General features: G+C 50.5%; 11 protein-coding genes. 4 read left to right on the top strand and 7 right to left on the bottom strand.

Annotation, left to right across the window (positions count from 1 at the left end):
• Positions 1 to 47: 47 nt before the first annotated feature.
• The 6 genes from ACJJID_RS08005 to ACJJID_RS07980 all read right to left on the bottom strand — a co-directional run bounded on the left by ACJJID_RS08005 (position 48) and on the right by ACJJID_RS07980 (position 7,819).
• Positions 48 to 2,483, bottom strand: a complete 2,436-nt coding sequence (locus ACJJID_RS08005) for an ABC transporter permease (protein WP_444922247.1) — start codon at positions 2,481 to 2,483, stop codon at positions 48 to 50.
• Positions 2,480 to 3,196, bottom strand: a complete 717-nt coding sequence (locus ACJJID_RS08000; RefSeq protein WP_444922246.1) for an ABC transporter ATP-binding protein — start codon at positions 3,194 to 3,196, stop codon at positions 2,480 to 2,482. Before ACJJID_RS08000 ends, ACJJID_RS08005 begins: the two co-directional genes overlap by 4 nt.
• 87 nt (positions 3,197 to 3,283) lie before the next feature.
• Positions 3,284 to 4,534, bottom strand: a complete 1,251-nt coding sequence (locus ACJJID_RS07995) for an efflux RND transporter periplasmic adaptor subunit (RefSeq protein WP_444922245.1) — start codon at positions 4,532 to 4,534, stop codon at positions 3,284 to 3,286.
• 512 nt (positions 4,535 to 5,046) lie between these two features.
• On the bottom strand, positions 5,047 to 6,402 hold the full coding sequence (gene trhP, locus ACJJID_RS07990; RefSeq protein WP_444922244.1) for a prephenate-dependent tRNA uridine(34) hydroxylase TrhP: 1,356 nt from the start codon (positions 6,400 to 6,402) through the stop codon (positions 5,047 to 5,049).
• Between the two features lie 119 nt (positions 6,403 to 6,521).
• The gene (locus ACJJID_RS07985) at positions 6,522 to 7,082 is read right to left on the bottom strand and encodes a cytochrome P460 family protein (RefSeq protein WP_444922243.1); all 561 of its coding nucleotides are present in this window, start codon (positions 7,080 to 7,082) and stop codon (positions 6,522 to 6,524) included.
• A 119-nt stretch (positions 7,083 to 7,201) separates the two neighbouring features.
• Entirely contained in the window at positions 7,202 to 7,819 is a 618-nt protein-coding gene (locus tag ACJJID_RS07980) for a Crp/Fnr family transcriptional regulator (protein WP_444922242.1), read from the bottom strand.
• 240 nt (positions 7,820 to 8,059) lie between these two features.
• Here ACJJID_RS07980 and ACJJID_RS07975 point away from each other — a divergent pair, with 240 nt between their 5' ends.
• Positions 8,060 to 9,544, top strand: coding sequence for a bifunctional 2-methylcitrate dehydratase/aconitate hydratase (locus tag ACJJID_RS07975; RefSeq protein ID WP_444922241.1), 1,485 nt, complete (start codon positions 8,060 to 8,062; stop codon positions 9,542 to 9,544).
• A gap of 130 nt (positions 9,545 to 9,674) precedes the next feature.
• On the opposite strand, the gene ACJJID_RS07970 is transcribed toward ACJJID_RS07975, so the two are convergent.
• Positions 9,675 to 10,652 carry a porin gene (locus ACJJID_RS07970; protein WP_152453683.1) on the bottom strand — a complete coding sequence of 326 codons (978 nt, stop codon included), beginning with the start codon at positions 10,650 to 10,652 and terminating at the stop codon, positions 9,675 to 9,677.
• Between the two features lie 312 nt (positions 10,653 to 10,964).
• On the opposite strand from ACJJID_RS07970, the gene ACJJID_RS07965 reads away from it, so the two are divergent.
• The 3 genes from ACJJID_RS07965 to ACJJID_RS07955 all read left to right on the top strand — a co-directional run bounded on the left by ACJJID_RS07965 (position 10,965) and on the right by ACJJID_RS07955 (position 14,649).
• Positions 10,965 to 13,511 (top strand): DNA internalization-related competence protein ComEC/Rec2, encoded by a 2,547-nt coding sequence (locus ACJJID_RS07965; RefSeq protein ID WP_444922240.1) that lies wholly within the window; start codon positions 10,965 to 10,967, stop codon positions 13,509 to 13,511.
• Between the two features lie 79 nt (positions 13,512 to 13,590).
• Positions 13,591 to 14,214, top strand: coding sequence for a MotA/TolQ/ExbB proton channel family protein (locus ACJJID_RS07960; protein WP_152453681.1), 624 nt, complete (start codon positions 13,591 to 13,593; stop codon positions 14,212 to 14,214).
• Between the two features lie 15 nt (positions 14,215 to 14,229).
• On the top strand, positions 14,230 to 14,649 hold the full coding sequence (locus ACJJID_RS07955; protein WP_444922239.1) for an ExbD/TolR family protein: 420 nt from the start codon (positions 14,230 to 14,232) through the stop codon (positions 14,647 to 14,649).
• The last annotated feature ends 61 nt before the right edge of the window (positions 14,650 to 14,710 follow it).

The raw sequence follows: 14,710 nt of genomic DNA, 5'->3' as shown, positions 1-14,710 counted from the left end.
CACGATGAGCGTGCAACCTCAAGCAGCGGTTATCAGATGGAAAGTCTTTATTCTGTTCCTTGCAGTGCGTAAACCGCCGGCTTGTTGATTATTTTCCATACAGAAAGCAGGGTAACCAAGGCGGTCAGGCCGATAATAAGCAGTGGTGGCAGCAGCCAGCCCCAGAGGTTGGTTTCAATGCGGAACTCGCTTTGCTCAAGCCAAAGTGCCAGTGGGCCCACTACCAAAGTTGCTACAGCGATACCGATAATTACGGGAGTCAAGCTATCGATTAGGGTGTGATAGAAAATCGTCGCTGGGCGGGCGCCGATTGCCATGCGCACGCCAAGCTCAGTACGCCGCAGTTGTACACTGTAACTGAGCACTCCAAAAATACCGATGGCAGCGAGGCTGAGTGCCAGTAACGTCAGGGCGGTGGTTACCCAAACTGAGACCCGGTCATTGCTTAGGAGTAGGTCTCGCGCCTGCTCCAGGGTGAATAGCTCAGAAACTTTGTACTGCCTGTTTACTTCGGCAAACTCCCGATTAATCTCTGTGGTGCTGAGTGGTTGGTGAGGCTTATGTCTGAGTACCAGTAGGGGATAGCTCACGTTGATACCGCGCACAAATAAGCGGGCGGGTTCCTTTTTGCCGGGCAGGCTTGCATTGCGCACTACACCCACCACTTGGTAGGGCAAGTCACCTCGCCAGTAGTAGCGCTTGCCTAATACTTCTCCATCCGGCTCCAGTTGCTGGGCCAGGGTTTCGTTGACGAGCATCATGCGATTGTTATCGGAAAACTCAGCCGCATTGATATGGCGGCCAGCTACCAGTGGCATACGCAAAATGGAAAGGTAGTTTTCGTCGACAACTGTGGTCTTGGCCATCATCGGGTTTTGTCGGCTGGCATCATGACTCAGGGAGGTAGTCCAGAGCGGCCGGCTGATAGAGATAGGAGTGTTTAAGCTCAGGCTGGCATTTTGTACTTTAGGGTGCTCCAGCAATCTCTGCCTGATGGCCTTCAGGTAACTCTCCCGTTCGGCAGCGGGGGCGCTCCTAAGATTGCCGATATTCAGAGTCATCACTTGAACACTGTCCAAGGGGAAGCCAAAGGGCTGGTTAATCAGGCGGTTAGCTTGCAGGAAAATCTGCAAGCTGGCGACGATAAGCAAACTGGTCATCGCCACTTGGCTGCTGATAAGGACTTTGCGGATCAGTGGTGAAATTTGTACACCGGAGCCTTTGCCGCTGCTCTGCAACATTTGATTCAGTGCGCGGTAATTAACCTGTCGACTGACTATGGCTGAGAAGAACAGGGCGAGAAGTAAGGCACACAACAGTGCGAAAACCAATGTCTGCCAGTTTAAGGTGAGCTCTTGAATGCGAGGAATTTGTTCCGCAGCCATCACCTTTAGTACCTCTGTCGATCCCAGGGCTAAAAGTAGAGAAAGTAATGCAGCCCCTAACATTAGTATGCCGATTTCACACAGCAGGGCCAAAAAGATATGTTTTTTGTGTGCGCCCAAAGCGACCTGTATCGCCATATTGTGTTGTTGTTTGGCTGCGCGAGAAAGTATCAGGTTGGTAACATTGGCGCAGGCAATTAACAGAAGTACCAGTGTACCGCCCATTACCATTAGGGTTCGCGTGGCGCTGTCGCCAAGTATTTTATTGGCGAAGGGGGTGAGTCGGTATTCAACGGACCTTTCTACCGAAGAGGATCTTCCCGCTAGGGCCGCTTGATACTGGGCATCCATTAATGTGCTCAATTCATGCCCCGCACTGGCGGGGTCAATGCCCGGCTTCAGCTTTCCTGTGAGCATGCGGAAAGGCAGGAAACCTCTCCAATTATTTCTGCGCTCTACTTGTGTATCGTTAAAGTCCCAGGGCAGCCAGACCGCCGTTTGTCGGCCCTGCTTATAGATCTGCGGTTCAATGAATTCTTTGGCGGTGACGCCGACAATGCGAAAGTCCACCTCCCCAAATTGCAGGCTTTGCTCCAAGACATTTGGGTTGCGCCGGAACATCTGCTCCCAGGTTTGATAGCTGATAACCGCCACGGGAACCCGGCTGTCGAGCCCTTCATCGGTATTGAATTGTCTGCCCAGGGCCAGGGGCGCTCCAGCCAGCTGGAGATATTCTGGAGAGACATAGGAAACATTAACCCGTGGTGATCCGGATAAATTGCGAACCACATCTTCCCAGAAGTACACCAGGGCGCTGGATTCGAAGAAACTATCGTTCTTATAGATTTCAACCAGGGCGGGGTATTGGCTGTTCTTTTCCAGCCGCAGCTGCTTGTTCTGGTAGAGATTACCATTCACGACATACAGCCGATCTTCGTTCGGGTAGGGGAGGGGCGCGGCTAGCAGTTGGTAGTTGAGATTAAATAGCGTTACCAGGGCGCCGAGGGTGATACCCAGGGTCAGAATAATAGTGGTGGCATAGCTCCGCGCCCGGTTGAGGGACTGGAGGGCAATGGACAGGTCCTTTGTGGTGATCATAGGGCCATCTCATGGGGCTCTAGTATGGGCTGCGGCGTTGAGATTCTTCCATCCAGTAGATGCAATTGGCGGCTGGCCATGTCTGCATAACGAGGGTCATGGGTCACCATGCACAGGGTGGTCCCTTCATTGTTGAGCTGCCGCAGCATTTCCATTACTGCATCGCCATTGTGGGAGTCCAGATTGCCGGTGGGCTCGTCCACTAGTAGCAGAGATGGATTGCCAACTAGCGCCCGGGCTATGGCGATTCGCTGCTGTTGGCCACCGGATAACTGGTTAGGTTTGTGAGAGGCCCGGTGACTCATTCCCACCTTCTCCAGGCAGTGTTTCACTTTTTTGTCGGCTTCAGACTTGGCAATGGGATTGCGGCGGTAGCGCAGGGGCAGGGCGATATTGTCGTAGACAGAAAGCTCGTCAATCAGGTTAAAGGACTGAAAGATAAAGCCTATTTTCTCGTTGCGAATTGTCGCCGCCTCACTCAGCGACAATTGAGCGACTTCAAAGCCTTCAATCTGATAGCTGCCACTGGTGGGGAGGTCCAGCAGGCCGAGAATCGAGAGAAGTGTGGATTTACCGCAACCCGAGGGGCCGCAGATAGAAACAAATTCCCCCTGGTAAATACTCAGGTCAACGCCCCGCAGGGCGTGAGTTTCCATTTCTTCGGTGCTGAACACCTTGGTGATCCCGGCCATATGGAGGATTGGCTTGGACATAGCGAACTCCCTTTCTCGCTTTGGGGAGGCTCTGCAAGCCCCGCAGAGGTATTACGGAGTTATTCAGAGGCTCCCTAGTTTCAGGCCTTAGTCAATAATCTGGATATGCTCAGCTTCATTAAAATTAGCCATATCCGAGAGGATGATACGGTCCGCTTCATTGAGGCCTTGGGTGATCTGGATATATCGACCTGACTCCTCACCGAAGCTGATGGGTTGGAGTGCCGCTTCCTCCCCGTTTTCGTTAATCAGGAAGAGATTGGCCTCACTGTGCCTCTGCACATTGATAGGTCTCTCGACGAACAGCGTATCTTCCATTGTGGCAGTGAAGATCCGGGCATCGACGTTGAGCTGTGGCCTGGCAGACTCTGGCGCGCCCGCGCTAAAAGCAATTTCCACTTCAATATTGCCGTCCCGAACCTCAGGAGTAATACGGGTTACCATACCTTCGACTTTTTCTCTGCGGGTATCAATTTCTGCGGGCTGGCCAACCTCCAGCTGCTCTGCTTTGGATTGTGGTACTTGAACCAGTGCGAGTAGATCTGTCTCGCTGCCGATCAGTGCTAGCTCCTGCCCGGGATTGACACCTTGCCCTAGCTCTACCGGTAGTCGTTGCAGTATGCCGTCCAGGCCGGCGCGTACTGTCAGTCGGTCTGTACGTTGCTGGATACTTTGCAGTTGGGTCTGGGCTTGGTTGATTTGCTCGCGCTGGATCAACTCTGATTCGACGGCGACTTTGCGCAGGTGATTGATACGCTGCTTTTGCAGGTCCACACGTTTTTTCATCTGCTCTTGGCGTAAGACGGTGGTTTGGTAGGTGAGCTGGGAAACCACTCCACTTTTTACCAGCTCGTCTTCAGCTTCGCGACGCAACTTGATCACTTGGTAATTGGAGTTCAGTTCCGCGAGTATGGCTTCCTCCGCGAGAACATCGCGCTGGTTGTTCAGAACAAGTCGGCGCAGATTAGCTTCCTCTTGTTCCAGGGAGGTTTCGGCTGCATCCAGGTCGCGCATTAACTCTGGATTACTCAGCTGCATAATGACGCTATCACTTTGTACCTCTGCACCGGGACGCAACATGATTTTTTCAACATTCGCTGCGGTTAGGGCGGTAATTAAAGTCTGCTTGTCTGAACGCAGCCTACCGTAACCATCTACCACAACCTGCAGGTCTCCCCGTTGGACGGTACCCAACATCAGCTGTTCCCGCTCAACCTTATAGGCGCTGTCAGGAAGTAACAGGAGGGTGCTGGTAAATGCCGCAAAAGCAAGAGCAGCACCACCTAGCATTAAAGGGTGCTTAATCAGGGGGCGTTTCTTAGGTTTGATAATATCCATATTGCGGCATTTCCTTGGTTAAGCAATCGTTGCACGCTTTTCTACTGTGAAACCTTGATGCGGGGGGGAGTTAGAGGTGGAAAATCATAACTATTAAAAAGGGGTGTATTCCTGTTGGAACTCCGAGGTAGGGCGGACCTTATCTTGTAATTAGTACTGTTGAGCATATTTTTGAGATCAAAACTCAGGGCTTTAAAAGGGTTTTAGGTGAGGCTGAAAATGCAGGAAAATTGGTACAAGAACCAGTTGCTTGCGGTGAATGGTGGGGAAATACAGGACGGTTTGAATATTATGAGGTGGGCAGTCACTTGAGAAGTTTAACGATGACCCAATGCATTTTGAGGATAGGTTCACAAGTAAAATTGTGGAGATGTAGTGGGAATGATGTAGTGGGAATAAAGGTGTCGTGTCTTAGTGAATTCGGTAGATTGTCTAAACCACTACACCTTTAACAAAATATATTTGTAAAACGAAGGACTTGATAAGCCTTAGTGCTAATTACAGTCCGAGGGTTATCCCAGAGCTTTGACCAATAGCGCCTGTTGAAGTTGATCGTCATCAACGCCCTCTGGTCGGGGTATTTGCACGATATGCCCGGATCCCGGAGCTACATCGATCGCTTTGCCTTCCGTATTCTCCATTTGCTCCAAGGGGAAGAACAAGCTACCGCTGGGAGTCATTAACTCCAATTGATCACCACGTTCAAAGCGATTTTTAACATCAATCGTCAAATACTCAGGACTGCCGTCAATAAGCTCGCCTACGAACTGTTGGCCCGGAGTTGATATCAACCCCTTTTCATATTGCTGGTATTCTGCTGGTGGATGGCGACGGTAGAAACCTTCCGTGTAGCCCCTGTTCGAGAGGGTTTCCAGTTCGTCCATCATCTTCATGTCAAAGTCTTTTCCTGCTGCAGCATCGTCTATGGCGCGACGATAGATCTGAGCAGTACGAGCCACATAGTAGTGGGATTTGGTGCGACCTTCGATTTTTAAAGAGTGAACGCCCATTTCCGTGAGGCGCTTGACGTGCTGTACGGCCCGCAAATCTTTGGAGTTCATGATGTAGGTACCGTGCTCATCTTCGTAGGCCGGCATATATTCGCCAGGGCGACCTTCTTCCTGCAGTAAAAAGGCCTGGGAAGTACTGCTACTGGCGGAGGTGGGTTTCTGGATAGATTCCTGAATAGTTTCCTGGGTTTGCACATGAATCAATTCGCCAACTTCATTCTCTTTGGCTTCATGAGCTTGGTATTGCCAGCGGCAGGAGTTGGTGCAGGCGCCCTGGTTGGCATCTCTATGGGTCATATAACCGGACAGCAAGCAGCGTCCGGAATAGGCGATACAGAGTGCTCCGTGGACAAAGACTTCCAACTCCATCTCAGGCACTTTCTGGCGAATTTCTTCAATCTCATCCAGGGACAGCTCCCGGGAAAGTATCACCCGAGATAACCCCTGGCGATGCCAGAACTTTACGGTCGCGTAGTTTACCGCATTGGCCTGTACGGATAGGTGGACTGGCAGTTCAGGCCAGCGCTCCCTTACCATCATTATCAGGCCTGGGTCGGACATAATCAGGGCGTCAGGCCCCATTTCGATAATTTCTTCCAGGTCCCGCAGGTAACTGCGAACTTTGTCGTTGTGAGCGGCGATATTAGAGGCGATATAGAACTGTTTTCCCTGCTGGTGTGCTTCTTCTATGCCTAGGCGCAGGGTTTCAATATTTTTAAATTCATTATTGCGCACACGCAAGCTGTAGCGGGGCTGGCCGGCATAAACGGCATCGGCACCATAGGCAAACGCATAGCGCATATTTTTTAAAGTCCCTGCGGGGGACAGTAACTCAGGTTTGAACACAGAAAAACTCATAGTGGAATAGTCGGAAGCGGCCGCATATTAACGGTAATCAAGATTGCACTAATTGATATAAATCAATTAGTGCTGGGGTGGAAGTGATAAGCTGATTTGAAGGAGGCTATGCTTGCTTGTTAATGCTGTAGGACTTGTTGATAGCCTTGTGTATAGACCCAGTCATTATTCTTGGCTGGTAAGTGGCATCCAAAACAGTTGTTAAGCCCGCTGTCCTTCCAGGTTTTGGTTTCACTTTTTGCTACCCCTGGCTTGAATAAAGCCCATCCCCAACCTTCTGCCCAGGCCTCATTCTTGGGAAATCTCCCTTCAGTGTCCTTTACCATCATAAAGGTAAACTGGAGATCAGTAGAGTAGTAAGCCAAGCCAGTGGTTAATGGTTCTGATTTGGTGCTGTTGACCTCTTTTACCAGGACTGCGCCATCCGGGAATTTTCCATTTTTGCGAAAGGCTTTTACCGCTTCAGGTTGAGTGTAAACAATGTGAGTATCCCAGCCCTTGCCACTGGATGACTTTACTTGATAAGAGCCGAGAAATGTCCATTCTTGGCGGTAATCCCTGGGTAATGTGATGTTTCCCTGTGCGTCAACGAAATGACTGAAAGTGGACTTTAGATTCTCTTGGGCTACGGCCTGTAGGCTAAATAGTATTCCCAGTGTTACTAAGCAGATTGTGCGCATAATGCCTCTTCCTATGTTGATTCCATGGAGGTGGGGACTAGCACTAGTCCTCATTTTTTTTGGAAGTATAGGGAGGGCAGGGGCGATCAACTGTCAGCTAGCTGACACTAAAGCCAAATTTAGCCTTGCGCTAAGCCTTCGAGGGCGCCTTTGTTTAGTAGGCAAATATGTTGGCGTGTGTAATCAATAATGCCCTTGTGTTTCCAGGTGCTAAGTAGTTGGCTAACAGTTTGTCTACTGCCGCCGGCCATAGCCGCTAGCTCAGATTGAGAAAGCTTTACATCTAATTCATGCCCGTGAGCGCAAGGTTGCCCCCGAAAATGAAAGAGTTGGGATAATAAACTTGCCAATCTGACAGCCAGGGGCGCAGTTATATGCTGAAATATACGCTGTTGTAATAAAGCCTCTCTGTTGGCTAGATGCTCTATAAGGTCTTGCTGGGTTTGTGACAGTGAATGTAACAGGTCATTGAGATTTTCTGGAAAAGCGACTTCTAGCTCACAACCTATTTTGGCAATGGCTTCTATTTCTTGTGAATTTCCGCCAAGACCTGGGCCAAACCATGAGCCTGGCCCATACAGGTCTACAAGTCCCCGGTTGCCATTAAAGTCCACTTTATGGATAAGAACATAACCGGTATGTATAAAATAAATGTTTCGGGAGGCCACTCCCTGACGGAATAACACTGTTTCTGTGGTGCAGCATATCCTTTTTGTTTTAGTCGCTATTGTGTGCAATTTACTGTTTTCTTATTGGAAGTTGAAGTGTATCGACTAATCACAAATCCTCTTACCTTTTCAATCTTGGTCGAATATTAGTGAAGTTCACAGGATGACAATATACACGAAAAAGCAAGCCATCAATGTTGTAGCGCTCAAATCTTGTTATCTCTTGTTATCCATTTATAAAGTCAAAGATACAGCTAAAAAATTACTAGGCTTATTTAATTTCTTAACAGTACCATCAGGCCATCTGCTATGCGCACCGACTCAGACCAAACTGGCCATCTAATTTATGATCAGGTCATCCAGGATATCGCCGATTACGTTCTCAATTTTGAGGTTGATTCTAATGAGGCCTGGCAAACAGCACACTACTGCCTAATGGATTCTCTCGGCTGTGCCTTTTTGGCATTGCGCTTTCCTGAATGCACAAAACTGCTTGGCCCTTTGGTTGAGGGAACATGGGTGCCCAATGGGGCTCGTGTGCCAGGTACTCAATTTCGTATGGATCCGGTTAAAGCTGCCTGGGATATAGGCTGCACCATCCGCTGGTTGGATTTCAATGATACCTGGCTGGCCGCTGAGTGGGGGCATCCATCTGACAATCTGGGTGCCATCTTGGCGGTGTGCGATTTCCTTTCTCAGAAGCGGCTGAGTGCAGGGAAAGAGCCTATAACAATGGGAAAGGTGTTGGAGGCGATGATCAAGGCCTATGAAATCCAGGGGATACTGGCATTACAAAACAGCTTTAACCGCGTCGGCTTGGACCATGTATTGTTGGTTCGCGTGGCTTCTACAGCTATTGCTACTTGGTTGATGGGGGGAGGCAGGGAAGAATTACTGGCGGCGATTTCCCAGGCCTGGGTAGATGGTAGCGCCCTGCGTACCTACAGGCACTTCCCCAATACGGGTTCGCGTAAATCTTGGGCGGCAGGAGATGCCACGGCAAGGGGAGTTCGCCTGGCGGATATGGCTTTACGCGGTGAGATGGGTATACCAACCGTGCTTACAGCGCGGCAGTGGGGGTTTTATGACGTGGCCTTTAGTAAAACCAATGCTGATCAGGCAATAAAACCGTTGGAGGAGCAGCAATTCAAGTTTCCGCGCAGATACGGTTCCTATGTAATGGAAAATATCCTTTTCAAGATTTCCTTCCCGGCGGAATTTCATGGCCAGACGGCCTGTGAGGCTGCGATTTTTTTACATCCGCAGGTGAAAGACAGAGTGGGGGATATTGATAGGATTGTCGTGACCACCCACCAATCTGCAATACGAATTATTAGTAAAATCGGTCCCCTTTCCAATCCGGCGGATCGCGACCACTGCCTGCAATATATCGTGGCTGTAGCTCTTTTGTTTGGGGATTTGCAGGCTGGCTATTACGAGGATGAATTCCATCAGTCCCATCCGGAAATTGATATGCTGCGCGGGAAAATTACTGTTGTTGAAGATGGATGCTATTCCAAGGATTACCTTGATCCGGATAAGCGTTCAATTGCGAATGGTGTGCAGGTATTTTTTAAGGGGGGCAAGGCAACAGAGAATGTAGTGGTGGAATATCCTCTTGGTCATCGTCGACGCCGTAAAGAGGGGATACCGCTTTTGTTAAAGAAATTCCATTCCAATCTGGCTGCACGTTTCCCTTCAGGCCAAGCAGAGAAAATATTAGCTTTATTTGCTGATCAACAACAGTTACAGGCAATGCCAGTGCATCTTTTCATGGAGAAGTTGGTTATTTGATGGGCTGCCGCAATGTGGCTTTAGAGCTTCCAATAAAAAAGGCGGCCATAGGCCGCCTAATTCAAGCTCTCAAATCATACGACGGTCAAACAGCTCTTCCCAATTTGGATGACCGCCGTTACAAGTGCTCTTAGAACTTGTATTCAGCACCGATACCGGCATAGCTACGGTCGTAATCGCCATCAGCAGTTTCGTCGGTGTAAAAGCCAAATACTTTTGCTGCGCTGTTGAACTTGTAGTCAACACCCAGGCTGTAAGTTTCGCCGTCTTCTTTCTTAATGTCAGACTGACCGTACTGAGCTTTCAGAGTCCACTGCTCGATTTTGTACGCTACAGAGCCCATCCAGCCATCGGCGTTTTCGCCGTCAGCGTTTTCCTGGTCTTCGAACAGGGCACCAACTTGTACTGGGCCGATGTTGTATTGAGCTACAAAGCGCTGAACGTCAACGTCCTGGCCTTCAACGTCTTGGTCGAAAGCGTAGGCCATGTAAACGCCATTGTTATCGTAAGCAATAGAAGTAGAGATGCCGTTGTTGCGCTTGATTTCTTTACCTAAGATGTCGTTACCATCGTCATCTTGGCCAACGATCTCGTAACCAATGACTTCATCTTTGTTGCTAATGTAAGCAGCAGAAGCTTTGAAGCCAGCGAAAGACGGAGTAGTGTACTGCAGAGCGTCTTCTTCGCGGTTGTCGCTGCTGGTGATCAGGCTTTTGATATCGCCTTCCAGGTCGTTGAACAGGTCAACTTTCTTCTGAGCTACCTTCAGCGGGGTATCGAACTTACCCGCGATTACCTGACCGAAGCCGCCTTCCAGGCCTGCGTAGATGTTGCGCTGGGAGAAAGTATCGTCAGCGTCGCCGTCCATATCTACTTCGTATTCCATACGGTAGATACCCTTGATGCCGTCGGTCAGGGCGATCTCGCCCTTAACACCCAGGCGGGAAGCGTTGCTTTGAACGTCGGTTACAGAGCCATCACCTTCGTCAGCAGACTGAAAGGTAGCATTGGCTTTGCCGTAAAAGTCGAGGACATCGCCTTCTTCTTGGGCGCTGGCCAGAGTAGGGATCATGGCAACAATGGCCAGAGAGAGAGCGGTCTTATTCATAGTCGTCTCGCACAGTTTATGGTTGTGGGTTGAGGGGAAGCCTTCCGTTCAGTCTTTTGGTTGCCCCTCGATTTGGTGCGGATTCTGCGACCTGAATATTACAAACATGTTAAACATGGCATTTTTCTTAAAAAAATATGACCAACAGGTGCCATGAATAACAGTTAAGGCAGTCACAATGCGGCATGGCACGCCGATTACAGGTGTTTTTTGGTTCTAGGGTGCCTGTTTTGTGTGGCGAATTGAATAACTGAATGCGTTGTTATTACAGGGCTTTTTACAGGGATGGGCGCCACAGAAATTGAGCAAAAAATGCACAGATTTGGTGGGAGACTGGGGCACAAATCTACTCTGTGGCCATGGAGCCTCACTCTAGTCCTTTGGGTGTTCTCTCTGTCGATCGCAGTTATTGGCATGCTGCCTGTTTTGCCAGAAATAGGGGCGGTACTCTGGGTATACCTGGTTGTTTTACTACTGTTGCTTTCCACTCCTCAAAGACGCTCCCTCTCTCTATTACTTGTCATCTCATTACTCGGGGCTCTTTGGGCGCTATCGAGCAATAAAACTGCGCTTGAACAGCGTTTACCCGAAATAGCACATGGCATTGACCAACGCCTAAGAGTCGAGGTTGTATCCCTGCCCGAAGTGAGAAATAACCATGCATCACAGGGTGGCGGCACTAGGGATATACGCTTCCAGGCGAGGGTCTTGGAGGCTGGGGTAGGGGCAGGGCGTATTGATTCAGGCAATCTCCTCTATCTCACCTGGTATCGAGCAGATGAAGAGGCGCAAGCGCGCTTGCGCGGTAATAGTCGCTGGGTGTTATCGGTGCGATTAAAGCGCCCGCGCGGCAGTGTGAATCCCCATACCTTCGATTATGAGGGCTGGCTTTTACGGCGTGGCGTCTATGCAACGGGCTATGTGCGTACTCAAAATGGTGATCCGCAGTGGTTGGGGCAGACTGCAGGGCTATCTGCTTTGCGAGACACTTTGAGGGAGAAGATTCTAAAGCTACCGATAAATCAGAGTGCCTTGGTCACAGCGCTGTTATTGGGAGACCGCAGTGGTCTTTCCCATGCCGATAAGGACCTCTTAAAGGAGACAGGAACCGCACACCTTTTGGCCATATCGGGACTGCATGTGGGCATGGTGGCTGGATTTTTACTTCTGCTGGGGCAGGTTTTGGCCCGAACTTTGGGGGTGTTACTGGGTGCCAGCCCCAGGTGGTTGCCGCTGCTTCTGGCGCTCCTTGGCACCCTGATCTACACCCTTTTGGCCGGTGCGCCTCTTTCAGCCCAAAGGGCCTTGGTGATGACTTGGGTCTTGTTGCTGGCCTGGCATTGGCGGCGAAGAGTAGGCGCTGGCTTGGCCTTTTCCCTCGCTTTGGCACTAGTGCTGTTTATTCAGCCATTGGCTTTCTTCGGAGTAGGGTTTTGGCTGTCATTCACTGCAGTGGGTGCGCTTCTTTTGGGGTTTTCAGGGCGCAGCTCCGTTTGGCAGGCGAGGGCAGCGGAAATCGGTGTGGAAGGTGGTGAAGCAGGTGCTCATGTGGGAATGAAAAGGCGCATGGGAGCTTGGCTTCTCCGCTGGCTCTCCACTGTTGTGCAATTATTGCGCAGCCAATGGCTGGTGGCGCTGGGTTTGATTCTGCCCTCGGTAGTATATTTTTCCGGCTACAGCTCGGGTGGGATACTGCTGAATTTGATGGCAATCCCCTGGCTTGGTTTGCTAATACTGCCGGCCTTGATGTTAGGTACCTTACTGATGGGGACCGCTCCAGGAATCTGGTGCTTTAAGTTTGCCGATTGGCAGCTGACTCTTCTGATGGAAATGCTGGAGAATGCGGGGGATTTTGTACCTACTTGGCAGCCATTGATGCCACCTCAAAGCGCAACCCTACTCGTCTTATCCGCACTGGGCGCCCTATTACTGATTTTGCCCAGAGGGGTACCGGGGCGCTATCTGGGGCTTCTGTTTCTACTTCCTTTACTGCAACCTCTACTGCCTATGTCGGCCCCTGTTCGTCAGGGCCTCACCTTCACCGCTTTGGATGTCGGCCAGGGGTTGGCCCTCTCAATTCGCACCCAAGAGTCGCGCCTTGTCTTCGACACCGGCCCAGTCTCTTCATCGGGTTGGAGTGCTGGAGGGGCTATTGTTGCCCCTTATTTGAGTGGAGTGGGGGTGAGTGCACTCGATGCGTTAGTTGTAAGCCACGGAGACAGGGATCATGCCGGTGGGGTGAAAGCGCTGTTGCAGTCTTTGTTTGTCAACGATTTCTATGCTCCGGGGCAGCTGGGAGAGAAGCTAACGAGAGGCTCCGATATTCATGTGAAACCCTGTGTCGCGGGTGAAACGGTTTTCTTTGGCGATCTCTCTGTGCAATGGTTGTGGCCACTGCAAAAAGCGATGAATGGCGAGGAGAATGACCAGAGCTGTGTGGCTCTGATTGAGTGGCAGCAAATACGTATATTACTCACTGGTGATATCACCAGTTCGGTAGAACGCCGCCTTGTGGAACTCTATCCAATGCAGAGGCCAGTGGATTTACTGGTGGCACCGCATCACGGCTCCAAGACATCTTCATCGCAGGCCTTGTTGAGCTGGGCAAAGCCTGAACGAGTCATATTCAGTGCGGGTTATCGCCATCATTTTGGCCACCCGCATGCGGACGTAGTTGCACGCTACCGCGCGATGGACACGCAAATTTTCAATACGGCCCAGAGTGGGGCTGTCGAATTACATTGGCACAAAAGCACTTCGGAACCTGCAATAAATCTGGGTCGTTCCGCGCCACGGTTTTGGTATGCCGATCACAATGGTGAGGCTGAGCCTAGTGGAAGACTTAGCCGCCGAGAGTAGCTGTGATAAAGTGCGACTCCTGCGTCTAGGATGCAGAAAAAATTCCAGAAATCCCTCTCGCTGTTTAGGGCCAAGAAAAGTGTTTGAAATAATAAAATCTGGCGGCTGGCTAATGTTGCCGATCCTGTTGTGTTCCGTTGCTGTTATTGCTATCAGCATTGAGCGTTTTTGGACGCTGAATCCCCAGCGCATTGCACCGCGCACTTTACTTGGAGAAGTGTGGGGGTGGCTGAAAAGCAATCAGGTCAATGGTGAGAAACTGAAAGAGCTGCGTGATTCCAGTCCACTTGGAAGAATTTTTGCCGCAGGTCTCTCTAACTCCCGCCATGGTCGTGAGGTGATGAGAGACAGTATTGAAGAGACTGCGAGCCAGGTAGTGCATGAGCTGGAACGTTTCCTCAATGCTCTGGGCACCATTGCCGCCGTTGCGCCATTGATTGGTTTGCTTGGAACGGTAATCGGCATGATTCAGGTGTTCACAGCCATTATGTTGGAGGGCACCGGTAATGCGGGTATTTTGGCCGGTGGTATCAGCCAGGCTCTGATTACTACGGCGGCGGGTTTGACTGTGGCGATTCCGGCATTGATGGCGCACAGGTACTTCCAGCGCCGTGTGGATACTATCGTGGTCACCATGGAACAGGAAGCCGTGAAGCTGGTGGATGCTTTGCACAGTGATCGCAAAATTGAAAATGCGGCCTGAGTGAGGTAGCCATCCATGCAATTTCGCCGCCAAACCAAAGAGCAGGATGGGGTAAACCTTACGCCATTAATCGATGTGGTCTTTCTCCTGCTGATTTTCTTTATGGTGTCGACCACATTCACCAAAGAGAGCCATCTGAAATTGAATTTGCCCGAGGCCGCGGGGCCCCAGGCGGAGGAACAGTCTCGAGCTGTTGAAATTCTGATCAGTGTCGATGGCTCTTATTCAGTGAATGGTCAGGGGTTGATCAATAAAAAGTTGACCACTTTGAAATCTGCGCTGTCGGAAGTTTCTGCAGGCGAGTACAATCGCCCGCTTGTGATAACCGCCGACGCCACAGCTCACCATCAGGCCGTGGTGCGGGCAATGGATGCCGCTGGACAGTTAGGCTTTGTCAACCTAAGCATTACTACACGGCAACCAGAAGAGAACTAGCACGCTTGGCTTAGTGTTAAGGTCCAGTATGGACTCTTATCCCTGCTAGCCCTGCGAGCGT

The sequence above is a fragment of the Microbulbifer sp. CnH-101-G genome, assembly GCF_052466775.1.
This window is presented reverse-complemented; position numbering and strand designations above follow the sequence as displayed.